Origin of the sequence: Ruminococcus sp. 5_1_39BFAA, from assembly GCF_964240875.1 — a bacterium.
Classification (GTDB): domain Bacteria; phylum Bacillota; class Clostridia; order Lachnospirales; family Lachnospiraceae; genus Blautia_A.
Window position 1 is genome coordinate 85,778 of sequence record NZ_CAXSVO010000003.1, and the last position, 23,421, is coordinate 109,198.

Below are 23,421 nucleotides of genomic sequence, written 5' to 3' on the forward strand. Positions count from 1 at the left end.
TATCCCCGGCATTATAAACACTTCCCATTGGCGGTCACCTCATTTCTGAAATCAGATTTTGTTACCGTGGCAAAAAGGAGTATCGTGCCAATCAGCGCCATGATAATTCCGGCAATCAAAATGGCATCCACCCCAAATACCAACAGTTGACCGCCTGTAAAATTCCCAGCGGAGCAGCCCAGTGCATAAGCCGCGGTACTGAAAGCCTGTCCTTTGACCATATCTGCCTGGCGAACCTTCGCCTGTGCGTAATACACCTGGGTTGGCGCCAGAAAGGCATAGGAAGTGCTCTGCAGCAACTGTAATAGATAAATCATACCAATGCTTTTGGCAAAATAAAACAGAACAGCTTTTAACAGGAAAGAGCAGGCTGCAATCTTCAAAAGCCTGGTATTGGACAATAATTTGCGAACCCGCTGAAAGCAGAAAATCACAGGAGCACCAGCCATCGCAGAAATAAACAGAGCAGTTCCTACATGGCTGCTATCGCCGCCCAATCGCCCCAAAATGGCAATCAGATAATTTTCCGTCATGGCGTGGTACATTCCCAGGAAAAGGATTCCTGCCAGAGATGCACAGTACCAGCGGTAGCGAAAAAAGAAAGCCCAAATGGAGCAGCTGTGAGCGGTACTGCTTTGCTCTGCTTTTGGTTTTTCGATTTTCGGATAGCCAAACAGAGACAGTATACACAGAAGCCGAAAGCCAATGAGCAGCAGGATCATCCACGTACTTCCAAGCTGTGCGATCACATACCCCAGTACCAGTGAGGAAATGGCTGAAGCGGCTGATCCGATGCCGCGTCCGGCACCGTAGTTGATCTGGAAGCCTACTTCGGTATAGGAAATGTACAGGGCGTTTGTAAGAGGAATCATGGCATCCGAACTCCAGACGCCGACCATATAGCAAATTCCTGCAAGCGCCACGGGGACACTGGGAAACAATTGGATGCAAAAGCTTACAACCCCAACAAAGGTCATTCCGATCAGCATTTTTAACAGTTGAAACCGCCGGGATTTATCAGCGATTCCTGCAAGGACAGGCTGCGTTATACAGGAAAGAACCCCCGCGGCGGCAAGTAAAGCCCCTACAGCACCGGAAGAAATTCCGCAGTTCAGCAAATAGGTGGTTGCAAAGCTGGCAGCTCCGGTGGATGCCGCCCAAAAGGTAAATTGAGTAATACTGTAACGTAAAGTCAGATTTTTCATCCTGATATCCCTCCTCGCTGCCGAGGGCTGAGGTTGGCTTTCGCCACCTCGCCTGAAACTCAAAAGAGACCGCAAGCTTGGATCTTTTCTATCTCTTTACTGACAGTATAGTGCAAAAATGACACAATAGATATACGATTAACGCCTGTTTTTCTCACAATCGTGCCAATGTCTGCGGTATTCCAATGGCGTACAGTTGAATTTATTCCGAAAAATCTTTCCGAAATAGCTGCTGGAACCAAGTCCGCAACTGTGTGCGATCTGTGTGACAGGCACGTTGCTCTGAGCCAGCATTTGACATGCCTTTTGCAAACGGCAGCTTCGGATATATTCTACAGGCGTCATATGTAAATTATCTTGGAAAAGGCGAAAACAGGCCCGTTTGCTCATATGGGCCGTCTGTGCCAACTGTTCTACAGGAATTTCTTCCTGCAAATGCTTGTGGATATAGACTAACAGAGCTTTGATCTTTTCGTCAGATTCCTTGCTGCCGCTCTTTTCCATGTCCGCACGGGCCAATTCAAAAAGCTTCATCCAGATGCGGGTAAGCAGCTCCCGCAGCTTCAATTCATAGCCCCATTCCTGCTCGGAAAGTTTAAAGGCATTTTTGATATCCTGCAAGACCTCCGCTTGTGCAGGGTCTTCCGGAAAAAGAGGGATCATCTCCACGCCGGGAGCTGTTGTCAGCGGCAGAATGTATTTCGTTTCAATCCGGCTCCCGTGTTCACCTGAAAGGAAGGTAGGGTCGAACAGATGCAGCAGTTGGATATTGCTGTCTTTCCTTCGCTGAAAGCGGGAGGTGTGCAGTACATTGGAATTGACCATTCCTCCGGAACCGGCAGGAAATACCCATTTTCCATTGGGAGTGCTGTACTCCAAAGACCCGCTTTTGATGTAGAACAATTCCACCGTTCTGTGCCAATGCCAGGGCGTAAAAGGTTCCAGATACTTGTCCAGTTCAGCGCAGGTGGCAATGTAAGGAAAATCAGGTGTAAAGCCCGGAAGGATCTCTTCTTTGCTTTCCTCGATCAGTTGTATACTTTGAATATTCTTCATAGCTTTTCCCCCGCCGGAGTGATCTCCCTGTTAATTCCCAAGCCATAACGACTCTAATCTGCTGTATAGTATAGCATATTATCGGCAATAAATCATAGAAGTAAGCGAACTTATCGGCAGCGGAATATAACGCGCCTTCTTTATTTTTAATTTCTATATGGTGAAATCTAAAATATCATGGTAAAATGTCTATAGAACGGAGGTCCAAAATGAAAGAAAAAAATAATTTTCGCATAATCGAAAAATTCCTTTTGTCCTTCGCCTGTATTGCCATGCTTGTGTTGCTGTTCCAGCAGATCAATGTAGGGCTTTATGCCACACCGGGATCTGTCAACGAACTGAATACCGGCTGGTATTATTTAAAAGACGGAGAACGCGTACAGGTGCAGCTTCCTGCTGTCATAGAGACCACGGAGGGTTCTTCCCTGACTCTGTATCATGACAGCATCCCGGCATCAGCTACGCCGCAGACCCTCTCAACCAGAAGTGCACTGTATCATCTGAAGGTGACCGTAGGCGATCAGGAGCTTTATGCCTACGATGATTCCACCTTTCCCAGAAACCAACAGATGGCATCCAAGGTAAACTGCATAGTGGATCTTCCCGGGGGACTGACAGACGAAACAGTAGCTTTCACCTATACCGATATCCATAACGGCATTTACAAGATTCCTTCTGTATATATAGGAAGTAGCACAGCAATCCTGCTCCACAACTGCATGCGGGATCTATTTCCTCTGCTCAATGTATTTATTATGGTAATTTTGAGTATACTTACCATCTGGATTTCAATTTACCTAAAGCGCCTGCGGATGGAAGAGAAACGTTTTTTGGATATTGCTGTCTTTTTATTGCTGTGCGGCTGCTGGTTTTTAACCGATTCCTCCACAGCACAGACCCTGGGAGGCTCCTCTCCTATTATTCGGTATATTTCCTTTTACGCTTTCATGCTCCTGGCAATACCGATGCTGCATTTTGTAAAAAATACCAAGAACATGAAAAACTACCGTGTGATTGATTTCTTTCTTGCAGCCTTTTATATCAATGCCATACTCCAGAGCATTCTCAATTATCTTGGAGTCTTTGATTTTGTTCAGATGCTGTTTGTCACGCACTTCTTACTGGCTTTCGGCGTTGGAGCACTTGGCATGATACTGTTTAAAGAATATAAAAAGACTGGCGAAAAACAAATTCTAACGATTCTTCAGTCCTTTGGCATAGTTGGCGGAAGCGGTGTAATCTCACTGATATTCTACTGGCTCTTAGGCCTTTCCTATTATGAAATATTTTTTGAAGTGGGAATCATTATTTTTATCCTTCTTCTGATAAAAATCCTTATTCTCACTGTTGTGGAAAACTTCCACTTTAAGGCGGAAATGCAAGTTTATCAGCGCCTGTCTAAAGAAGACAGCCTTACAGGATTGAAAAACAGACGGGCGTTCGACGAGTTGGTGACTGAGATTGCAGTCAAAGCCTCCTCCTACAGAAACGTTTTTCTTGTATTCATGGACATAAACGCATTAAAGTATACGAATGATAATTATGGACATAATGCGGGGGATGAGATGCTCATTTCCGCTGCCAGATGCATTGAGAAAGCCTTTGGTGAGCAGGGAATCTGCTTCCGGATCGGAGGAGATGAATTCTGTGCAGTTATCATCAATTCCCCCGACAGCGAAGATAAACTATCACAAAATCTGGACGCTGCCATTGAACAGTACAATGTTTCCGGAAGATATCCCCTTTCAATCGCAAGGGGTATCAGTAATCTTCGAAAACCGGACGGAACCCTTCAGCGCATCAGTGACTGGAAACATACAGCAGACCTAAATATGTACGCCGACAAAGGCTGGATCAAAAAGTAGCAGCCTGATAACCAATAGTAAAGGACAGCCATTATGGAATATAATATGAGCTTTTTGGCAGCAGCCCTCGTGTTTTTGCTGATCATCCTATATCATTTTTCAAACCAGAAAAAAATAGACAACAATAGAAACCGGCTTTTCCGCTTTTTTCTCTATATCGGCATTATGGATATCGCCTTTGACATCATATCCTCACTGTTGATCATGCAGAAAATACCCGGAACCAGCGGTTTGTTAAAGCTGATCCTTACAATATTCTATATGCTGCAGGCAGCTTTTCCCTGCATATTGCTGCTCTATATCACAACTCACCGTAAAAAGATGACTGAACATGGCACTGCCTTTTATCTTTGTATCCTCCCGTCAGCGCTCATGGAGATTCTGGTGTTGTTCAACACAATATCCGGTATCTTTTTTCAGGTAACATCGGATGGAGATTATATCCACGGTCCTTTTTACGAAGGAATGTATTTCTGCGCCATTTTTTACGCCCTTCTTATCGTGGCAGACAGCATCATCCATTACAAAGAATACGGTAAGATGCGCTTTTACATTATCTGGGAGTTTATCCTGATCACAGTAATCTGTGTGGGAATCCAGGCTGTATACAATAACCTGCTGATGACCGGCTTTGGCTTGGGTCTTGGGGTCACAGTATTATATCTGACCATCAACAATCCGACCCAGTATATCGATGGCCTTACAGGTGTTTTCAACATCCAGGGCATGCAGGAATGGGGCATGCAGGCTATGAAAAAAGGAAGCCTCCATGCCATCGCTATAGATCTTCATCAATTAAAAAAGATCAATATGGTGCTGAGCAAAGAGTTCGGAGATCTCGTTTTAAAAACTACTGCCAATATGCTGCAGGAAGCAGCGGAGACACCCTATATCTTCCGAACAACAAGCAAGCGGTTTATCGTATTTACCTATTCTCTCTCAGAATACGAGAGAGTCCTGGCCAAAATACAGAATTTCTTCCGTCAGACTGTCAATATTCAGCAGCGTGAATACCATCTTTCAGCCATTATATGCGGTGTGATCAATACGCATACGTTAAACAGCCATGACACACTGCTCTCCTACGTGGATTATCTGATTTCTCTCGTCCCGCCAAGTGATGAGACCAGCACGATCCAGGGCAGTGAGAACACCTGGAAGAGGTTTCAGTTTAATAAAGAAGTAGAGCGTTATCTTCCTGATGCCATTGCGGAAGATCTTTTTGAGGTATATTATCAGCCGGTGTTCTCTTTGGAAACCCAAAACTATGTCACTCTGGAGGCTCTAAGCCGTCTGCATCATCCTACTTTGGGATATGTTCCTCCGGATATTTTTATCACTGCCGCAGAAAAAAATGGTTTGATCTCCCAGATCAGTTATCTGCAGTTTCGCAAGGTATGTCGCTTTATAAAAGAAAATATCTATATGATGGATAAGATCCAGAACATAAAATATAATCTTTCACCCGCACAGTTCCTGAAGAGCGGTCATATTCAGGAACTGGTAGATGTTATTCACGAATACGGACTTCCGGGATCATATTTTCAGTTTGAAATCACAGAAACTGCAGCAACCGAATACAGTAATAAGCTGTACGAGGCTATTTCCATCTTCTCCAAGCATGGTATCGGGTTATGCCTGGATGATTTCGGTTCCGGATACGCGAATCTGGACACAGTGCTGAGACTTCCTTTTTCTGTTATCAAATTGGACCGCTCTCTGCTCCAGGGAATTCTGATCAATGAAAGAACCCTTGTTTTTTATAAAACAATCGTTTCCGTGCTCCAGAGCATGGGCTACAAAGTAGTTGCTGAGGGTGTGGAAACCCAGGAAGAACGGGATCTGCTGGCGAAATGGGGTGTGAATATGATCCAGGGCTACTATTTTTCCCGTCCTCTGTGTGAAGCAGATCTGCTTAAGAAGCTTGCATAAAATGCCCTGCAAATTCTCGAAGGGCGGACGTTGACTCGTCGCAGATCAGGAGCTTCGGACGTACCAGCAGTGCCAAGCCCCACTAACCGCAGTAATTCCTCACTGCGCCCATCGATTGGCAACCTTTTAAGCATACAATCAACCGTCAGGAAATAATGACAGTTGTTTTCCCGCCTGCTTGTCCTCAAACTGATGCATATACTCGAACAACGTCTCTGTCCGCCATTCCATCCCGGCTTTTTGGCACTCCCGCCGCACCAGCTCCATCAATTCCTTTTCCCTCGGCACTGGCAATTCGTAGGCGTTTCCATAGGTTCTGATATACCGCTCTTTCATACCTGGAAAATGCTCATCCAGTTTCTGATAGAAATACTGCCGGTCTCCGTCCCGAAGCGTTACACCAATGCCGAAAGTCATGATTCCATATACACCTGCTTTCCGGCATTCATTCAGCAGTCCGCAGATATTTTCCTCTGTGTCATTGATAAACGGCAAAATGGGTGTCATCCAGACAATGGTCGGGATTCCCTCATCCCTCAAAATGTTCAGCACTTCAATCCTCCGCGTTGTTGTACAGACATGTGGCTCCAGTATCCGGCAAAGAGGTTCATCATAGGTCGTCAGCGTCATTTGCACCACACATTTCGTTTTCCGGTTGATACGTTTCAGCAAATCCAGATCCCGCAAGATCATATCCGATTTTGTCTGAATTGAAAGACCGTACTCATATTCATCGATCAATTCCAGACACCGCCGTGTCAGACGCAGCTTTTTCTCCAGATGAAGATATGGGTCGCTCATGGCTCCGGTGCCGATCATACATTTTTTCCGTTTCCGGCGAAGTGCCTGCTCCAGCAGCTCCGGTGCATTGACCTTGACTTCTATATCTTCAAAAGCATGCTTCATCTGATAGCAGGTGCTTCTGGCATCACAGTAAATACAGCCGTGTGTACATCCCCTGTATATATTCATGCCGTTTTGCGGGGATAGAATCCCCTTTGCTTTTACCTCATGCATATCCTTATCTCCAATATTTTCCTTGCTTCCCATTTTCAGCTATAATAGCCAAAAATGAAAGGACCGACCACTGCATCGCTGCACTGATCGGCTCTGCGTCCCGCTGTCCTTCAAGGTTTGGCAGCTTTATATCAGTAATTACGCCTCTCCACTCTTTCCCATATTTTCAATTACATTCCATGCTTCATCATCGAATTTTCTCTGTCTAAAATAAAATTCCTTATCTGCATCTGTAATTTTCCGTATAACCTTGCATGGGTTTCCTGCTGCGATCACCCAATCCGGTATATCCTTTGTCACAACGCTTCCTGCCCCGATTACCGTATTGCTTCCGATGTGAACTCCCGGAAGGATTACCGTATTCCCGCCAATCCATACATTATCCCCAATGGTCACCTCAATGCCGTACTCATACATGGAATTTCTGGATACCGGATGCACCGGATGACCTGCCGTATAGATTGCCACATTGGGAGCCATCTGACAGTTGTCTCCGATTCTCACCTTTGCCACATCGATAATGGTACAGTTATAATTCGCAAAAAAATTCTTCCCCACTTCGATATGGCTTCCGTAATCACAGTAAAACGGAGGATTCAAAAAAGCCCCCTCGGATTTTCCAAACAGTTCCTTAACAATCCTTCCGATTTCATCAAAATCGGAACGGTCTGCAGTATTCAATCTCTGCAAGATCCTTCTGCAGCGTTTCTGCTCCTCCATAACCGCTTCATCCGAAATATACGGAAGTCCTAAATCCCTGCGCTCTATGTTATCCATTTTCAATTCCTCCATCCCGTACTTTTTCCATTTCATATTATTCGAGCTCGTGCTATAATGATACTATATATTTATCGGGTATTCTATCACTATTATAGCTGTTTTTTATAACAATTCTATTAAAAAAATGAGGAACACTAAATGATCGATGCAGAACATGTGATGCCTGACGCATCGGAAGTCATTCAATATAACCAGGTTCAGATTCCGCTTTATGTCCGCTCCAGCCGCCTGTCGGACTATCCTGGCAGACGTGCCCTGTGTCACTGGCACGAGGATTTTGAATTTATACGGATTCAAAAGGGCGCCATGAATTACTACATAAACGGAAAAAATATTGCACTTGCCCAGGGGGATTGCCTGATGGTCAACTCACGGCAGCTCCATTATGGCTATGGCACTTCCCAAAATGAATGTGAATTTATCTGCGTCTTACTCCACCCACAGCTATTCACAGCAAACACTTTGCTGCAGCAGCGCTATATTCTTCCGGTTATTCAAAATCCCAATGCGGAATTTATTCATATGAAAGCCGGCGGGGACACCGCAGAACAAATAAGCAGTCTGTTGGACACCATTGCTGAGATACAGCTTCAACAGCCAACCGCGCATGAATTGGAAATTATCGGTATTCTAAATATTCTGTGGAGCAAGCTCCTTCAAAGGTATCCGGAGCTTTTTTCTGGTGCAGCGGGACCCGGGGCCGATCATCCTGATCTTACAGCGCAGAAAAGTATGGTGGCTTATATCCAGCAGCACTATGCAGAAAAGCTCACTCTTTCTGATATTGCTGCCTCCGGTAATGTATGTGTCAGCAAATGCTGTCTTCTTTTTAAATATTATCTTCAGCAGTCACCTATTGATTTTTTAAACCATTACCGTTTAAAGGTAAGCTGTGATCTTTTATCCAATACTTCCTGGAAAATATCTGAAATAGCAACTGCCTGCGGCTTTAATCACCTGAGCTATTATTCCAAGTTATTTGTAAAGCATTACGCCTGTACTCCAGGCGAATATAGAAAAAAGCACGCTCTTAAAAGCAAGCGCTTTTAGCTGAACATCTTATTTTCTATAACTGTTTCTAGTGCCTGAATAGCCGTTTCATATGAAACGTTTTCCTCCAAAAGCCCTTCTGTCAAACTTTGATAGTCTGCTTTATATACTGCCTCTGTAATGATTTTTTTAATTAGTTCCGGAACATCAACGTCATCTTGGGCAGAGGGGCAAATAGAGGATGCTTTCCTCACATTTCTCACCTCCTGAACCAATCTGTGGTATTCTTCATCCTGTGGCACCAGCGGCAGCAATTTATAGATATCATATATATGTCTGGAATGCTTTTTGACTTTGTCCTGCAAATAATAATCACATATAGCAAATATTTTATCTGCTAAGGTACGTTCCAAGCCTTGTACCTTCATCTCAAAGGGTCCCAGACCATATACGGTCAAAAACTCTGGTGCTTCTGTCTCCATCATTTTTCCGATGTAATTACTTACCGGTAATAAAACGGTTGGAAATGATACCACTGTATATGATGTTTCCACTAACACGGTTGGCTGTACTACTGCACCTGTTCCTGGTAATACTGACTGATATGCAATTACATATCTGTTATAATCACGGCGGCTTCTTGTTTCTTCCAGATTTATAATTCTGACACCTAATGTTTCCACAATCTCCACGATAGCTGCTTTTACCTTTTTCTTCTGTCCCTGTGACAATGACATATCAATCGTTACATCAATATCTTCCGAAAAACGCTTTATAACGTGATGGCATTTGGACAAAGATGTTCCACCTTTAAAAACAATAAAAGAAAGGCTTTCAGATAGATGCTTCAGAATCATTGTGACATAATAATCTTTTTCTACCGCTTCTGCAGATATCCCAGTCTGGTATACAACCAAATTGATTGCTTCAAAAAATCTCTCTCTGTCATTATGAAGGTACTCCATGCAACAACCTCGCTTCAAACAAATTTTTGTAAATCTTATCCGGATAATATCTTAAATACTTCTCCAGGTCTGAAAAACATATGGAATTCGCTTCCAAATATACGCACAATCTTTTTTGCAATTCTTCTCCTGTAATTTCCGCATAATGATCAATATCCTTCACCAAATCCAAAAACTGCAGAATGCGATAATTTTGTTCATTCACCGGGACTTTGGGCCGCCGGATAATCACTCTTGATTTTGCAAGTGTCGTCTCCCTGTAATCATTAGTTGCCTTATTCGTAACCACTTCACAAGCCATAGGAACCTGAGTAGTAATACCCAACTGATTAGCAAACGCAACCCCGCTAATATAGCCACATCGTTGATTCCTTTCCTGAAGATATTTCTTCTCTATGACTGTCTTCATAGAAAGCTGTGTTCCTGATTTAAATATACTTTTCTTTGGTATGAAATAGATGCCTGTATCATATCGTTTCAATAAACCAGTATCTGTCAACTTTTTTATCTGCTGACGTATATTGTTTTCTGACATATCCGCATATTCAATATCTGAAACAAAAATAGGCACATTTTCGCCATATGTCCCTTTTAAATATTCATATAACACATTCATCCCTCCAGCCAAAAATATTTCCGAAGTATTCTTTTTCTATTTTATTATATCACGTTTTTCTTTAATTACAATAGGAATAAGTTCTCCAAAACGTTGAATTTCCATCAGCACATATGTTAAAATGAAAAAAATCACTTTGCCATTATCCGGCGGCAGAGTGACTTTTTTTAAGTGAAGCAGGGAATCACGGAAATTCTTCCTAAAGACATGAGGTAAAAATGAATAAACATTCTGAACAGATCAAATCTACTGAAGATATAATTTTTTATGCCAAAAGCAATGCCGACAGATCCATTGTCCGGTTAGCAGAGGAAAAGCTAAAGGTAAATGCCATCCAGGAACCGTTTACGATTTCACCGGATGATTTTTATTTACTGGCAGATAAAGATGGGCTTTCCTTTGCAGAAAATGGGCATGTGCTGCGCGGCGATTTCACCAAACTGCTGCCCAGGCTCATTCCCAATAACCTGAATCATGAGCTTTTGGTAAAGGCATCTAAATTAAAGGGCATCCCAGGCCCTCTGACGGCAGTTGACGCTACCGCAGGATTGGGCGAAGACGCCTTTCTGCTTGCGGCGGCAGGTTTTCAGGTACAGCTCTATGAGCGAAATCCCATTATTGCTTTGCTTCTTTATGATGCGCTTCGCAGAGGCCTTGAAAATCCGGATCTGGCTACTGTGATCGGACGAATGGAATTGCATATGGAAGACAGTATCGCAATGCTGCCCCAGTTGACTCCTCCACCGGATATCGTTGTCCTTGACCCGATGTTTCCAAGCCGTCAAAAAAGCGGACTGATCAAGAAAAAATTCCAATTGCTGCACCAGCTTGAACAGCCCTGCTCTGAGGAAAAAATTCTGCTCGATGCAGCAATGTCATGCAGTCCCCGGAGGATCGTGATAAAACGCCCTATGAAAGGTTCCTATCTGGCAGGCGTAAAGCCCAGCTATACCCTCAAGGGAAAATCCATTCGTTACGACTGTATTGTCGTACCGCAGCGCAATTGAAAATCCTGATAAACCGCATCGTAAAATTTTTCCAGCATTAAAAAAGTGTGCGCCTTGGCGCACACTCGCGCCAAAGCGCGGTTGCGCCAGCAACCATATTACACTTACGAGGTATTTTCGAGCTTAGTGTAATAGCGTGCAAAGCAGTGCGCATCCTGCTCTTTTACCACCTGGTTCCCGCCTTGCTGCAGGCAAGCACGATGCTGTCAATTCCAAGAAGGATCAGGTAGATTCCTATAATATAGTTCATGGTTACCAGAGAAAAACCTGGAAACAGAAGCATGAGGCAGCCGCAAAGCAGACCGATCACATTGATCACCAGCGCCACCATATAATATCCTGTCCCTGCCAAACCCCTCACAAAATTCAGATGGGAAAGCCGGGAGATGCAATGGGCGATAAACCACATGGGAAAGAAAATTGCCATGGCCCATTTTCCGACTCCAGGATAGAGAAACAGCATCAGGCCTGACAGGATGCTCAAAATGCCGGAAACCAGGGATATCGTAGGACCAAATCCCATGTGCCGTTCGGTTTTCACATAAAATATGATATCGGAAATTCCGGTAAACATTGCCAGCAAGCCGTAAAACAGGATGAGCCAGGTCAGAACACTGCCCGGACGCAGAAGGGTGAATAACCCCAACAGGACAAGCAGAACGCCAATGATCAGCTCCATCCATCCGAAATGTGAATATCTTTTCATATGCCTGTTCCTCCTTCCCCTGTCTCACGATCCAGGATTTCCATAAATTCTTCTCCTGTGATTGTTTCTCTTTCGTACAGGAACTGTGCCAGTTCATCCAGCTTGCCGCGGTTTTCCGCCAGGATCTGCTTTGCCTTTTCATGCTGGGCTCTTACCAGTTCCACAACCTTTTTATCAATATCGCGCTGTGTCTCCTGGGAGCAGGCCAGCGAGGTATCTCCCCCAAGGTATTCGTTGCTCACGGTTTCCATTGCCACCATATCGAAATCTTCACTCATTCCATAACGTGCGATCATCGCTCTTGCCAGCTTTGTCGCCTGCTCAATATCATTGGAAGCTCCGGTAGTGATCTCCCCAAATACCAGCTCCTCCGCAGCACGGCCTCCGGTGTAGGTGGCGATCTTATTCTCAATCTCCCGCTTTGTCAGCAGGTATTTGTCGCCCTGCTCAACCTGCATGGTGTAGCCCAATGCGCCGGAGGTGCGTGGGATAATGGTGATCTTCTGTACAGGAGCGGAATTGTTCTGCTTTGCCGCCACCAGAGCATGTCCGATCTCGTGGTAGGCAACCACCTTTTTCTCCTGATTGGAGAGGACCGCATTCTTTTTCTGGTAGCCTGCGATCACCACCTCCACGCTTTCCTCCAGATCAGACTGGGTGACCACTGAACGGTCATTGCGGACTGCCCTCAGAGCCGCTTCGTTTACCATGTTGGCAAGCTCCGCGCCGGAAGCGCCGGAAGCCATCCGCGCGATCGTATGGAAATCCACATCGTCCGCCACCTTTATCTTTCTGGCATGTACCTTCAGGATTTCTTCCCTGCCCTTCAGATCCGGCAGCTCCACAGGCACCCGGCGGTCAAAACGCCCCGGCCGGGTCAGTGCCGGGTCCAGGGATTCCGGACGGTTGGTTGCCGCCAGAATGATCACTCCGGTATTTCCCTCAAAACCATCCATTTCCGTCAAAAGCTGGTTCAGAGTCTGCTCACGCTCATCATTGCCGCCCATTTGTCCGTCACGCTTTTTGCCAATGGTGTCGATCTCGTCAATGAATACAATGCAGGGTGCTTTTTCCTTTGCCTGCTTAAAAAGATCCCGCACCTTAGATGCGCCCATGCCCACGAACATTTCCACAAACTCAGAGCCTGAGATGGAAAAAAACGGCACATTTGCTTCGCCTGCCACCGCCTTTGCAAGCATAGTCTTGCCTGTTCCGGGAGGTCCCACCAGCAAAAGTCCTTTGGGCATCGCAGCTCCAATGTCTGTATATTTCTGAGGATTATGCAGATAATCCACGATTTCCGCCAGGCTTTCCTTTGCCTCATCCTCTCCCGCTACATCATCAAAATGAATGCCCTCCGTAGACTGCACATAGATCTTTGCATTGCTTTTTCCCATGCCAAAGGAAAGGGAATCCTTGCCGCCCATCTGCTCCATCAGTTTCTTGCTCATATACTGCCCCAATGCGATAAAGATAAGCATGGGGAGGATTACGGTAAGGAAAAAGCTGAGAAGAGGCGAGGTTGTCTGCTCAATATCCTTCGCAAAGACCGCGCCGGAATCATACAAACGCTCTGTCAGTCCCGGGTCGTCCATGACACCTGTTTTATAGATATTTTTATTGTCCTTGTCGCTGAACAGGATCTGGGTGTTTTCCACCTGAACCTGCCCTATTTCCTGTTCCTCGATCATGCGCATAAAGGTACCGTAATCCACTTCCGTTACCGGCTGTCTCATCAGTATGGGAGAGACAAACAGGTTAAACAAAACCAGCACCAGAAGCACAATGCCATAATAATAAATAAGCGGCTTTTTCGGCGATTTTACTTCTTTCATTGTGTATTTCCTCCTTTTCGTAATGTAATCCTATTCCAAACCGATCGCGGAATCTACTGGCAGTGAAAACACTATTCCTCTTGCCTCACTATGCACGCCGCATTTTTCCCCAATTTCCTTCATGATCGCCAGCTTGTCTTCCCGGGCAGCAAGGATGATAGTAATTTCTCTTTCCGGCTGGATCTGGATTCCCCAGAATTTCATTGTCTCCTCATTTACCGCCTGTCTGGCATGAAATACTGTGCCTCCCCCTGCACCTGCCGATCTGGCCGCATCCATAACCTCCTCGCTGTAGCCCTGGTCCACAATAGCCATTATGAGCACATAATCCCGCTCTCCCCTTCTTGCTGTTTCCTGCTTTCCTGCCGAATGACTGCTTTCGTCCTGCAGCTCATTTAATTTATTGACCACCATACTGCTTCCTCCCGACATAATAAGGCTGAACACAATTCCGCTGTTAGGGGTATTTAATTTCAATTCCTTATACATTTTCTGCATCAGCCTGTCTGCAAAAATTTTAGGCATAATACTCATCAAAACCGTTTTTTCCGTATTTCCCAGTCCCAGCATAGCCTTCATTTCACTGGGCGCCGTTCCCCGTCCATAAAACTGATAATAGCTCGGAACTGCCCCGCCCTGGAATAAGGCGGCTGCCTTTTTCGCTTTTTTCGATGTGGTGACCAGCATAAGCATCCTGAGAGGCGGGCGTTTATTCTCTATTTTCATCTTTTTCATTTTCCTCCATCTCAATAATATCGTCCGCGTCCTCTGATATTATCATTTCTTTCAAAACAGCTTTTTCCGCCTTCTTCAGCTTCTGTTTGTACCGAAGCCCCATGATCTGGATCGCGATCAAAGGTGTCAAGGCAACCAGGGCTACTACCCCAAAAGCATCTGTCATAATATTTCCGCCCAAAGCCTCACATGCCCCAATACTGAGCGGCAGCAAAAACGTGGTTGTCATCGGCCCGCTCGCCACTCCTCCTGAGTCAAAGGCAATACCGACAAATATGGACGGAACAATGCGGGAAAGGATCAACGCCGCCCCATACCCGGGAATCAGCAGCCAATAGATCGGAAAACCCAGCAGGATCCGAAGCATGGCAAGCCCAACGCTGATGGAAACGCCAACAGACATGCAGCGGTTCATCTGTTTTTCCTGGACAATTCCATCTGTCACTTCCTCTACCTGACGGTTTAAAATCTGAATGGCAGGCTCCGCTTTTACAATATAATAACCGATCAGCATTCCCACAGGGATCAAAAGCCAATGCCAGCCCGCCGATGCCATTTCCTGCCCAAGGACAGATCCAACCAATGAAAATCCCACATTGACGCCGCATAAAAACAGCACCAGTCCTACATAAGTATATCCAAACCCTACTAAAATACGCTTCACATGCCGTTTCCTGTACCGCCTGCTTATGAGCTGAAAATGAAAAAGACAGCCAGCACAGGGATCAGGGAAACAAAAACCTCTTTCGCATAATGCGGTATTCCGATCAAAAACTCCCGTGCCACATCCCTGGTCGTGGTAACGTCCGGCACGTAAAATATCTGATGGGAAGCCTCCTCCGGCCGGAAAAAGCATCCTAAGATCAACACTGCCAGTACCGGACCGATACTGGATAAGGCAACCAGTCCAAAGCTGTCATCTGCAGCATTTTTGTCTCCCCTGACTGATGCCATACCAACTCCCATTGCCATAATAAAAGGTACCGTGATCGGCCCTGTCGTAACACCGCCGGAATCAAAGGAAACGGCTAAAAAATCCCTTGGGGTAAAGCAGGCAGCTATAAACAAAAGTCCATACAGCCCGATCAGTAAAACTGACAGATTAATATGCAGCAAAATCCTCAGGATCGCTATCACAAAAAATATGCCTACCCCCACGGCCACCGCCAAAGTCAGAATATGGTTTGGAACGGAGGGGATCTGCTCTGCCAATACCTGCAGATCCGGTTCCGCTATAGTGATCATGGTCCCCATGAGAAAACCCATTATGATTACCACTGGCAAGCTCCGGGTTTTTGAGATCATGACACCGATCCCTTCTCCAAGCGGTGTCATCGCCATCTCTGCCCCTAGCTGAAAGAAGCCCATTCCGATCACAAGCATAACTGCTCCGGTGAGAAACATAACAATATTACCCAATTCCATTGGGATCAGAAAAACACTGATCGCCAATACGATTCCGGTAATCGGCAAAACAGCCGCAAAAGCCTCCTTTACCTTATCCTTTATTTTTTGCTCCACTCATTCACCATCCTTTTCGCATATGCCTCCCTTCTCTTTCATTTCTCTTCCGTTTCCCTGCTCTCATTGCTGTTTCTGCTGCAATTTCAAATAATACCGGTCAACATATGCAGCATAGATGATCCCGCCTATCACATAGGCAGCCGCCGTAACTGCAAACCCTGCGGACAAGCCGATACTTTCCTGAAACATACCCATTACAAAGGAACCGATCCCGATCCCAATATCATAGGATAACAGATAAGTGGCATTGGCAGTTCCGCGCTTTGGACCCGGAGTCGTACCTGTTACAAAGGACTGGAATAGAGGCTGCAGGATACCATAACCGATCCCCAGCAAAAATCCTGCTGCCAGCAGATGCACTGCTGTCGCCATAAAGAAATAGCTTCCCATTGTAATAAACAAAACAACCAGGCTGATCACAACCAGGATCTTATGCTTTCCGGCATCGATCATCTTCTGCGTGGAAAATTTTGAGATCAGCATTCCTGCCACCAGGAAAATATAAAAATACGGGATCACGTTTGACAATCCCTTTTCCTTTGGGATCAGCACCTCCATGAATACTTCCAGTGCCGTAAACAAGGGAGTCAGCATAGATACTTTTTTATATTGCTTTACCTGCCCAAACAGTGTTTTTACCATGTCTTTCCCTCCTTAGCTTTCTACTGTCTGTTTCAGATTCATAATCATTTTATTCAGTGTATTTTCCAATTCATACAGTTCCTTGTCTGATATGCCCTTATAGATGCATGCAGAGCTTCTTTTCAGGCCCTCTTCAATGATATCCTGCATTTCATACGCCTTTTGAGTCAAAACGACCTTTCGCTTCCGGTCGTCTTCTGAATCGCTGTTCACCTGCAGATACCCCTTCTCTCTTAAAGCTTTCAATATAACGGATCCCGTAGCCTTTGATACTTTTGCTTCCATGCAGATATCCGTGAGGCAATATTCCTTCTTGTTCTGGCTTAACAGATATTTCAGCATCCTGCATTGTGCCGGAGTCAGATCAAGATCCTCCATATGCTCCCTTCCGTACCGGATCAGACCTGCATTCACCTGCCTTAACAAACATCCGATTTTCATTTCATTCACTTTTTGTTACCCCCGTATCCCATTCAGAAGCCATTCCTTCTGCACATTTTATCTCCCGCCTTTGCCGGAAAACTGGTATGTTCCATAACAATTTGTCAGCGAACAAATCCCATAAAAATAAAGGGATAGCTCTGCAACCATCCCTCTATTGCTTTATCAGTACATTTCCTGATTTTCCGCAGCAGCCGGTGTTTTTTCTTTGATATCTGCCACAGCCGCCTCTGTTGTAAGAAGCGTGGATGCCACGCTTACCGCGTTGTTTAAGGCACTTCTTGTAACCTTTACCGGATCAATGATCCCTGCTTTTATCATATCCGTATATTCTTCTTTTGACGCATCAAATCCGATCCCCGCTTTGGCTTCCTTTACCTTGTTGATCACCACAGCTCCATCAAGCCCTGCATTTTCCACAATAGCGCGCAGAGGTGCTTCCAGCGCTTTCTCCACGATCTGGGCGCCTGTCTTTTCATCGCCGCTCAGAAGGTTGATCACTTCCTTCAGCTCCTTCTGGGCATGGATATATGCGGAGCCGCCGCCTGCTATGATGCCTTCCGCAACGGCTGCCCTGGTTGCATTCAGCGCATCCTCAAGACGGTATTTTGCTTCCTTCATTTCTGTTTCCGTAGCAGCGCCGATCTTAATGACTGCCACACCGCCGCTCAGTTTTGCGATACGTTCCACAAGCTTTTCTTTATCATATTCGGAGGTCGTTTCTGCAGCCTGTCTGCGGATGAGGTTTACGCGATCATTGATCTTTGATTTTTTGCCCTCTCCGCCAACAATAACCGTATCGTCCTTTGTCACCTTTGCGGACGCGGCACGTCCAAGCATATTCATGGTAACATCCTTCAACTGTATTCCAAGGTCGTCCAGGATCGCCTGCCCGCCTGTCAGGATCGCGATATCCTCCAGCATTTCCTTCCTGCTGTCTCCATATCCCGGAGCCTTTACTGCCACAACATCCAGAGTTCCTCTTAATTTATTCAGGATCAATGTGGTAAGAGCCTCGCCCTCAACATCCTCCGCGATGATAAGCAGTCTGCTTCCTGCCTGCATGATCTGCTCGAGCAGCGGCAGAATATCCTTGATATTGGAAATCTTTTTGTCTGTGATCAGGATGTACGGCTTTTCCATATTTGCCGTCATTTTCTCTTTGTCATTGCACATATATCCGGAAAGATAGCCTTTGTCAAACTGCATTCCTTCCACGACTTCAATTTCCGTATTCATGGTCTTGGATTCTTCGATGGTAATAACGCCGTTCTCTCCAACCTTTTCCATGGCGTCCGCGATCATCTGCCCCACTTCATCGCTTCCGGAAGAAACTGCAGCTACTCTTGCAATATGATCTTTGCCTGTAACCGGATGGCTCATGCCCATAATAGATCTTTCCACAGAATCTGCAGCTTTTTTCATTCCCCTTCTCAGAATGATGGGATTTGCCCCGGCAGCGATATTTTTCATGCCTTCATTGACCATAGCCTGTGTCAGAACTGTTGCGGTGGTGGTTCCATCTCCGGCAACATCATTAGTCTTTGTGGCCGCTTCCTTTACCAACTGCGCGCCCATATTCTCATAGCGGTCTTCCAGTTCGATTTCCTTTGCAATGGTTACGCCGTCATTAGTGATCAGAGGGGTTCCATAAGATTTATCCAGAACCACATTCCGTCCTTTCGGTCCCAAAGTGATCTTTACTGTATCCGTAAGCTTGTTCACACCTGCTTCCATTTTCTTTCTTGCATCTTCGTTAAAATTAATATCTTTCGCCATAATCCTTATCCTTCTTTCCTGATCATTCTACTTTTGCGATAATATCGTCCTCAGAGACAATGGTATATTCTTCGTCTCCAATCTTGATGGTCGTACCTGCATATTCTTTATAGATAACCGCGTCCCCTTCCTTAACGGAAACAGCCGTCAATTTCCCATCTGTATATTTTCCCGGTCCCACTGCTACCACAAGCGCTTCCTGCGGTTTTTCCTTTGCGCTGTCCGGGATGAGGATTCCTGATCTTGTTGTTTCCTCTGCTTTCTTCTGCTGCAGTACAACTCTATTTCCCAATGGTTTTATCGTCATTTTTTTCACCATGCCTTTCCAATGATCACTGTATAAAATCCATGCTTTTTTCAAAGTCATATGTTCGTGCGAAATCGGGCGCCTGTCTCGCTGCCCGCGGGAATAAATTTAATAAGGGGGCTGCGTACATCTGATCTGATCAGTCTGTACAACAGCCCCAACCTTTAGGAGGAACCTGCGGCAAAGCCTGCGGTCCTGTGGAGGACGCTCCTTATGGAAATGCCCTCCGGTGTTAGTTAGCCTTCAATTGCGATACAATTTTCCTGTTCTACTTTACGATTTTCTGCCTTTGGCAGGGTCAGTTTCAGAATTCCATTCTCAAACTTCGCGTGGATGTCACCTTCTGTTACCTTCTCTCCCACATAGAAGCTCCGGCTCACCGCTCCTGAGAACCGTTCTCTTCTGATGTATTTTCCATCCTCGTCCTTCTGGTCGTTGTTCCTGTTCTGTGCTGCCTGGATGTTCAGGTAACCATTCTTCAACTGTACCTTAACATCTTCCTTTTTAAATCCCGGGAGATCGATATCAAGCTCATATCCCTGATCCGTCTCCTTCACATCGGTTCTCATCACATTCTGTGTGTTTCCTCCGTGAATAACTCTGGTTGTTCTCGGGAATGAAAAATCCATCAGGTCATCAAATAAATCTTCTCCAAAAATACTAGGCATTAACATAAGTCATTTCTCCTTTCATCAAATCAACTATTTATTCATCAGCACTATGGAACAGTTCCATAATGTAGGGTGCAATGAACTTTGGATTGAACTTTTTTGTTTTGCTCTGTTCCTTTGTTCTATATGTACTATAACATATGTTGTTAGCACTGTCAAGAGTCGAGTGCTAATTTATTTGTGAAGAATCTGTGTCCGCTAAATGTGTATGAATAAAAGCTGTCGATGAACCGAACCCTATAACTGCTTTTTCAGGTTTCTGATATCCCGCTGTATTCTTCTGCACACTCCCTGACAGTCTTTTCCTCTGGCTGTGATCGTCTGTAATCTTGACTCAAGTAATTTTATTTTTGCATTTGCATCCATATTTATACCACCTTTCCTGTATATCCTTTTTTTCATCATAAGCCTTATTAGAATAATAAGGTCAAGCACAATTTTTCCTGCTCCTTTTCTTCACAAGAAAAATACGGTTCATTCCAGGCTGCCATTCATATGGAAATTCCACGTACCGTTCCACCTCGCCCACTTCTCCAAAGACCTTCATCCAATAGGGCGTGGATTCCTGCTTCAGATGCAGAATTCCTTTTTCCCCGTACATATGCTCTCCCATTTCTTCATAGTTCATGGCCTGCAATTCTTCCTTGGAGTAGAATGGATTCAGCTTTATAAACCAATATCCTCCATCGCACAAAACACGGTCCAGATTAACTAATGTATGGTATCCCACATCCTCGGTCATAACATCCAGCACATTTGAGAGGATAATCCCATCAAACCGTTCTTCCTCAAAGGTATCAAGAAAGTTTTCATCTCCTTCAAAAAAATGAACATTCCGGTAACCACTCAATTTTGCAGTCTTTTTTTGCAAAATTGATTCCATTCTCCGCCACATCAACGCCAACACCCCGACCTTTTTTGCTGCACTGGACATATTGAAACAGAATATCCCCTGTCCCGCATCCAAAGTCCAGTACCCTGTCTGTTTTACTTGCAAGCATCTTTAAACATGTATCAAACAGCGGTTCTACACGAAGCGTTACATTTCTCAGGTCAACCGGCTCACTCTCAGAATAAACCATATTCCACATATCTTTTTCACAGCTGCACGTATTCATTCTTTTCACCAACCTTCCTTATCGTTTACTTTCTGTCGCATATTACCTGGTAATGCCGTATACGCAGACATTTACTTTTATAATAAACCTTGTTATAATAATAAGGTCAAGAAAATATGGGCTGATTTTTATGTCACAAGGAGATACGGTGAATGAAAGATTATCTAACAATTAATGAATTTGCCAGACTAAGAAATGTAAATGCCAACTCAATCCGATATTACGAAAAGCTGAAAATTCTGATGCCGGCATGGATCGATCCGCAGACCAAATACAGATATTACCTGCCGGAGCAGCTTGATCTGCTGGATACCATTACCCTCTGTATCAAGCTTGGCATACCTCTGAAAAATCTAAAGCATTATATTGATGAAAATGGCAGATTAGATGGAAGAAAGATCTTTGAGGACGGCAAACGTGTCATGCAGGAAAAAATTGCCGATATGCAGACTGGTCTGGAATTGACACAATTCAATTTAGAGGCTCTGGAGCGGAATCAACAGTACAGCGATCATCAGGGGATTTACTCACATGAGATCGAAGAACGCTACTTTTTTATAAAAACATTTTGTGGAAACTGGAATGATCTGTTACAGAAAGAAAAAACAGCTATGGATTTATTTCAATATGCTCAGGATCTGAATATGGTCCCGGTATTTCCCGCCGGAATTTTAGTTGACGGTGAAGCATCACCTGCATCGTTCTCCTTTTTTGTCCAGGTTCTTCACCCAGTTGAGAACGATAGCCGGATACTTCACCTTCCCAAAGCCAAATATTTCTGTTTGCAGGTCGATCTGACCTCCAAAACAGATCTCTCAAAGCTTCTTGCTGAAAACTTTCCTCAGTTCAGCAAAAGAAATGTCATCATATCCAATATGCTGCTAAATAAGATGTATTTAAACGGCAGGCACAGTGAAATACAGATACCGGAGGCGTTACCCTGAAGCGGGAGCCGCACGCCGTATCTTGGGTTTTCATTCTCATTTTTATAATCCTGCAGCCGCCTTGTATTCCCTCAGCTTTTGCTGCGCGGCCGCGTTCAGTGTCCGAGGGACCTGGATCTGTACGGTTACGTATTCATCCCCTTTTACGGAAGGATTATTCATGGAGGCAACACCTTTTCCCCTGAGCCGGATCTTGGAGCCGGACTGGGTTCCTGCCTTGATGCGGCAGCTAACATTTCCGTAAAGGGTGGGTACCAGGGCTTCTCCGCCAAAAACTGCGGTTGTGTAGGGGATCTGTACACTTGTGTAAATGTCGTTGCCTTTCCTTTCGTATCCGTCTTTCGGCGCAACTGAGATTTCAAGTAAAAGATCCCCTGTCTCACCGCCATAAAGACCTTCTCTGCCTTTTCCCTTCAGTCGGATCTTCTTTCCATTGTCAATGCCTGCAGGGATGTGGACCTTTATAGACTGGGCACGACCATTCTCATCCTGGAAAGAGATCACCTTATCACATCCGAAGACAGCTTCCTCAAAGCTCACCTGCAGGGATGCCGTAATGTCTGCGCCTCTTGCGCCGGTGCCGAAGCCGCTTCCTCCTGTGCCAAAGCCCCCCTGAAAGCCGCTGTGGAAGCTGCCTGTTCCTCCGAATCCGTCTCCGAAGAATTCTTTGAACAGGTCATCCATATTTCCGCCTTCAAAATGGAATTCCCGGTAGCTTCCTCCATTGTTTCCTGCTGACTGATATCCAGCATCTCCGGCACCCATAGTGCCGTCAAATGCGGCGTTTCCAAACTGATCGTACATTTTTCTCTTTTCCGCATCCCCTAATACCTCATAGGCTTCTGTCACTTCTCTGAATTTCTCCTCTGCGGCAGTATTTCCTTTATTTGTATCTGGGTGATATTTTTTTGCCAGCTTACGGTATGCCTTTTTAATGGTCGCTTCATCTGCATTTCTATTTACTCCCAAAACTTCATAGTAGTCTCTTTTTGCTCCCATACGTCATTCTCCTTTCACAAATTTTCTGCAATTCTCCTGATGGATTACTTTCCTTTGAAATAAAAAGACTGCATGTTACATTTTGTAATCATGCAGTCCCATATATAAAGAGGTGCCAATTAACCCTCCATGGCAATGTATTTCTTTTTCTGCTTCCGGTTTCTTTGGTTCTTTTTCGGGATTGCAGGGTAAGCACTCAGCTTCTTTTGTTCTACTTGTACTATAATAACTCCATTTTTAGCACTTGTCAAGTGCGAGTGCTAATTCATTTGTGAACTATATGTGAA

25 protein-coding genes are annotated in these 23,421 nt (G+C 45.0%); 5 read left to right on the forward strand and 20 right to left on the reverse strand.

Going from position 1 to position 23,421, the window contains the following annotated elements; translation table 11 throughout:
* Positions 1-11 precede the first annotated feature (11 nt).
* Both ACESZH_RS05340 and ACESZH_RS05345 read right to left on the reverse strand, forming a co-directional pair.
* On the reverse strand, positions 12-1,280 hold the full coding sequence (locus ACESZH_RS05340; protein ID WP_373219865.1) for an MFS transporter: 1,269 nt from the start codon (positions 1,278-1,280) through the stop codon (positions 12-14).
* Between the two features lie 63 nt (positions 1,281-1,343).
* Positions 1,344-2,261 (reverse strand): helix-turn-helix domain-containing protein, encoded by a 918-nt coding sequence (locus ACESZH_RS05345; protein ID WP_373213475.1) that lies wholly within the window; start codon positions 2,259-2,261, stop codon positions 1,344-1,346.
* A 209-nt stretch (positions 2,262-2,470) separates the two neighbouring features.
* Between ACESZH_RS05345 and ACESZH_RS05350 the strand changes: the two genes are divergently transcribed.
* A complete protein-coding gene (locus ACESZH_RS05350) occupies positions 2,471-4,126 on the forward strand; it encodes a GGDEF domain-containing protein (RefSeq protein WP_373213472.1) in 1,656 nt (551 codons plus the stop codon).
* A 33-nt stretch (positions 4,127-4,159) separates the two neighbouring features.
* Positions 4,160-6,058 carry an EAL domain-containing protein gene (locus ACESZH_RS05355; RefSeq protein WP_373213470.1) on the forward strand — a complete coding sequence of 633 codons (1,899 nt, stop codon included), beginning with the start codon at positions 4,160-4,162 and terminating at the stop codon, positions 6,056-6,058.
* Between the two features lie 138 nt (positions 6,059-6,196).
* On the opposite strand, the gene ACESZH_RS05360 is transcribed toward ACESZH_RS05355, so the two are convergent.
* Both ACESZH_RS05360 and ACESZH_RS05365 read right to left on the reverse strand, forming a co-directional pair.
* Entirely contained in the window at positions 6,197-7,075 is an 879-nt protein-coding gene (locus tag ACESZH_RS05360) for a radical SAM protein (RefSeq protein WP_373213467.1), read from the reverse strand.
* 138 nt (positions 7,076-7,213) lie between these two features.
* Complete coding sequence (locus tag ACESZH_RS05365) at positions 7,214-7,852, reverse strand: sugar O-acetyltransferase (RefSeq protein WP_373213465.1); 639 nt, start codon at positions 7,850-7,852, stop codon at positions 7,214-7,216.
* A gap of 141 nt (positions 7,853-7,993) precedes the next feature.
* Here ACESZH_RS05365 and ACESZH_RS05370 point away from each other — a divergent pair, with 141 nt between their 5' ends.
* Positions 7,994-8,905, forward strand: a complete 912-nt coding sequence (locus tag ACESZH_RS05370; RefSeq protein ID WP_373213462.1) for an AraC family transcriptional regulator — start codon at positions 7,994-7,996, stop codon at positions 8,903-8,905.
* On the opposite strand, the gene ACESZH_RS05375 is transcribed toward ACESZH_RS05370, so the two are convergent.
* Both ACESZH_RS05375 and ACESZH_RS05380 read right to left on the reverse strand, forming a co-directional pair.
* Entirely contained in the window at positions 8,902-9,810 is a 909-nt protein-coding gene (locus ACESZH_RS05375; RefSeq protein ID WP_373213459.1) for a nucleotidyl transferase AbiEii/AbiGii toxin family protein, read from the reverse strand. The two genes, ACESZH_RS05370 and ACESZH_RS05375, sit on opposite strands and share 4 nt — an antisense overlap.
* Positions 9,794-10,420 (reverse strand): DUF6088 family protein, encoded by a 627-nt coding sequence (locus tag ACESZH_RS05380; RefSeq protein ID WP_373213457.1) that lies wholly within the window; start codon positions 10,418-10,420, stop codon positions 9,794-9,796. The genes ACESZH_RS05375 and ACESZH_RS05380 overlap by 17 nt, the downstream gene beginning before the upstream one ends.
* A 224-nt stretch (positions 10,421-10,644) precedes the next feature.
* Here ACESZH_RS05380 and ACESZH_RS05385 point away from each other — a divergent pair, with 224 nt between their 5' ends.
* Complete coding sequence (locus tag ACESZH_RS05385; RefSeq protein ID WP_373213455.1) at positions 10,645-11,433, forward strand: class I SAM-dependent methyltransferase; 789 nt, start codon at positions 10,645-10,647, stop codon at positions 11,431-11,433.
* A 163-nt stretch (positions 11,434-11,596) separates the two neighbouring features.
* On the opposite strand, the gene ACESZH_RS05390 is transcribed toward ACESZH_RS05385, so the two are convergent.
* From ACESZH_RS05390 to ACESZH_RS05450, 13 genes are all read right to left on the reverse strand, one after another.
* Positions 11,597-12,139: a DUF308 domain-containing protein gene (locus tag ACESZH_RS05390; RefSeq protein WP_373213453.1), complete on the reverse strand. Its 543-nt coding sequence runs from the start codon at positions 12,137-12,139 to the stop codon at positions 11,597-11,599.
* Positions 12,136-13,974 (reverse strand): ATP-dependent zinc metalloprotease FtsH, encoded by a 1,839-nt coding sequence (ftsH, locus tag ACESZH_RS05395; RefSeq protein ID WP_373213450.1) that lies wholly within the window; start codon positions 13,972-13,974, stop codon positions 12,136-12,138. Before ftsH ends, ACESZH_RS05390 begins: the two co-directional genes overlap by 4 nt.
* A gap of 30 nt (positions 13,975-14,004) precedes the next feature.
* On the reverse strand, positions 14,005-14,709 hold the full coding sequence (locus tag ACESZH_RS05400; RefSeq protein WP_373213448.1) for a hypothetical protein: 705 nt from the start codon (positions 14,707-14,709) through the stop codon (positions 14,005-14,007).
* Positions 14,684-15,373 carry a DUF1538 domain-containing protein gene (locus ACESZH_RS05405; protein ID WP_373213446.1) on the reverse strand — a complete coding sequence of 230 codons (690 nt, stop codon included), beginning with the start codon at positions 15,371-15,373 and terminating at the stop codon, positions 14,684-14,686. Before ACESZH_RS05405 ends, ACESZH_RS05400 begins: the two co-directional genes overlap by 26 nt.
* Positions 15,374-15,396: 23 nt before the next feature.
* Positions 15,397-16,230, reverse strand: a complete 834-nt coding sequence (locus ACESZH_RS05410; protein ID WP_373213443.1) for a DUF1538 domain-containing protein — start codon at positions 16,228-16,230, stop codon at positions 15,397-15,399.
* Between the two features lie 63 nt (positions 16,231-16,293).
* Entirely contained in the window at positions 16,294-16,875 is a 582-nt protein-coding gene (locus tag ACESZH_RS05415) for an MFS transporter (RefSeq protein WP_373213440.1), read from the reverse strand.
* 12 nt (positions 16,876-16,887) lie between these two features.
* Positions 16,888-17,316 (reverse strand): MarR family winged helix-turn-helix transcriptional regulator, encoded by a 429-nt coding sequence (locus ACESZH_RS05420; RefSeq protein WP_373213687.1) that lies wholly within the window; start codon positions 17,314-17,316, stop codon positions 16,888-16,890.
* Between the two features lie 165 nt (positions 17,317-17,481).
* Positions 17,482-19,095 (reverse strand): chaperonin GroEL, encoded by a 1,614-nt coding sequence (gene groL, locus ACESZH_RS05425; protein WP_373213438.1) that lies wholly within the window; start codon positions 19,093-19,095, stop codon positions 17,482-17,484.
* A 22-nt stretch (positions 19,096-19,117) separates the two neighbouring features.
* Positions 19,118-19,402, reverse strand: coding sequence for a co-chaperone GroES (locus ACESZH_RS05430; protein ID WP_373213435.1), 285 nt, complete (start codon positions 19,400-19,402; stop codon positions 19,118-19,120).
* A 236-nt stretch (positions 19,403-19,638) separates the two neighbouring features.
* Entirely contained in the window at positions 19,639-20,076 is a 438-nt protein-coding gene (locus ACESZH_RS05435; RefSeq protein WP_373213433.1) for an Hsp20/alpha crystallin family protein, read from the reverse strand.
* Positions 20,077-20,310: 234 nt separating this feature from the next.
* Entirely contained in the window at positions 20,311-20,439 is a 129-nt protein-coding gene (locus ACESZH_RS05440) for a hypothetical protein (protein ID WP_373213431.1), read from the reverse strand.
* A gap of 61 nt (positions 20,440-20,500) precedes the next feature.
* Positions 20,501-20,956: a hypothetical protein gene (locus ACESZH_RS05445; protein ID WP_373213429.1), complete on the reverse strand. Its 456-nt coding sequence runs from the start codon at positions 20,954-20,956 to the stop codon at positions 20,501-20,503.
* Entirely contained in the window at positions 20,892-21,191 is a 300-nt protein-coding gene (locus tag ACESZH_RS05450) for a methyltransferase domain-containing protein (RefSeq protein WP_373213426.1), read from the reverse strand. Before ACESZH_RS05450 ends, ACESZH_RS05445 begins: the two co-directional genes overlap by 65 nt.
* A gap of 152 nt (positions 21,192-21,343) precedes the next feature.
* On the opposite strand from ACESZH_RS05450, the gene ACESZH_RS05455 reads away from it, so the two are divergent.
* A complete protein-coding gene (locus ACESZH_RS05455) occupies positions 21,344-22,135 on the forward strand; it encodes a MerR family transcriptional regulator (RefSeq protein ID WP_373213423.1) in 792 nt (263 codons plus the stop codon).
* A 42-nt stretch (positions 22,136-22,177) separates the two neighbouring features.
* Here ACESZH_RS05455 and ACESZH_RS05460 read toward each other — a convergent pair whose 3' ends face one another.
* Positions 22,178-23,134, reverse strand: coding sequence for a DnaJ C-terminal domain-containing protein (locus ACESZH_RS05460; protein WP_373213420.1), 957 nt, complete (start codon positions 23,132-23,134; stop codon positions 22,178-22,180).
* Positions 23,135-23,421 lie beyond the last annotated feature (287 nt).

Bases quoted from the DNA above. Each gene is read 5' to 3' on its own strand.
- ACESZH_RS05375 (WP_373213459.1), bottom strand. From the start codon at position 9,810: ATGGAGTACCTTCATAATGACAGAGAGAGATTTTTTGAAGCAATCAAT.
- ACESZH_RS05365 (WP_373213465.1), bottom strand. From the start codon at position 7,852: ATGGATAACATAGAGCGCAGGGATTTAGGACTTCCGTATATTTCGGAT.
- ACESZH_RS05345 (WP_373213475.1), bottom strand. From the start codon at position 2,261: ATGAAGAATATTCAAAGTATACAACTGATCGAGGAAAGCAAAGAAGAG.
- ACESZH_RS05400 (WP_373213448.1), bottom strand. From the start codon at position 14,709: ATGAAAAAGATGAAAATAGAGAATAAACGCCCGCCTCTCAGGATGCTT.
- ACESZH_RS05435 (WP_373213433.1), bottom strand. From the start codon at position 20,076: ATGTTAATGCCTAGTATTTTTGGAGAAGATTTATTTGATGACCTGATG.
- ftsH (WP_373213450.1), bottom strand. From the start codon at position 13,974: ATGAAAGAAGTAAAATCGCCGAAAAAGCCGCTTATTTATTATTATGGC.
- ACESZH_RS05450 (WP_373213426.1), bottom strand. From the start codon at position 21,191: ATGAATACGTGCAGCTGTGAAAAAGATATGTGGAATATGGTTTATTCT.
- ACESZH_RS05420 (WP_373213687.1), bottom strand. From the start codon at position 17,316: ATGAAAATCGGATGTTTGTTAAGGCAGGTGAATGCAGGTCTGATCCGG.
- ACESZH_RS05415 (WP_373213440.1), bottom strand. From the start codon at position 16,875: ATGGTAAAAACACTGTTTGGGCAGGTAAAGCAATATAAAAAAGTATCT.
- ACESZH_RS05430 (WP_373213435.1), bottom strand. From the start codon at position 19,402: ATGACGATAAAACCATTGGGAAATAGAGTTGTACTGCAGCAGAAGAAA.
- ACESZH_RS05460 (WP_373213420.1), bottom strand. From the start codon at position 23,134: ATGGGAGCAAAAAGAGACTACTATGAAGTTTTGGGAGTAAATAGAAAT.
- ACESZH_RS05360 (WP_373213467.1), bottom strand. From the start codon at position 7,075: ATGCATGAGGTAAAAGCAAAGGGGATTCTATCCCCGCAAAACGGCATG.
- ACESZH_RS05385 (WP_373213455.1), top strand. From the start codon at position 10,645: ATGAATAAACATTCTGAACAGATCAAATCTACTGAAGATATAATTTTT.
- ACESZH_RS05445 (WP_373213429.1), bottom strand. From the start codon at position 20,956: ATGGAATCAATTTTGCAAAAAAAGACTGCAAAATTGAGTGGTTACCGG.
- ACESZH_RS05355 (WP_373213470.1), top strand. From the start codon at position 4,160: ATGGAATATAATATGAGCTTTTTGGCAGCAGCCCTCGTGTTTTTGCTG.
- ACESZH_RS05390 (WP_373213453.1), bottom strand. From the start codon at position 12,139: ATGAAAAGATATTCACATTTCGGATGGATGGAGCTGATCATTGGCGTT.
- ACESZH_RS05370 (WP_373213462.1), top strand. From the start codon at position 7,994: ATGATCGATGCAGAACATGTGATGCCTGACGCATCGGAAGTCATTCAA.
- ACESZH_RS05455 (WP_373213423.1), top strand. From the start codon at position 21,344: ATGAAAGATTATCTAACAATTAATGAATTTGCCAGACTAAGAAATGTA.
- ACESZH_RS05440 (WP_373213431.1), bottom strand. From the start codon at position 20,439: ATGGATGCAAATGCAAAAATAAAATTACTTGAGTCAAGATTACAGACG.
- ACESZH_RS05350 (WP_373213472.1), top strand. From the start codon at position 2,471: ATGAAAGAAAAAAATAATTTTCGCATAATCGAAAAATTCCTTTTGTCC.
- groL (WP_373213438.1), bottom strand. From the start codon at position 19,095: ATGGCGAAAGATATTAATTTTAACGAAGATGCAAGAAAGAAAATGGAA.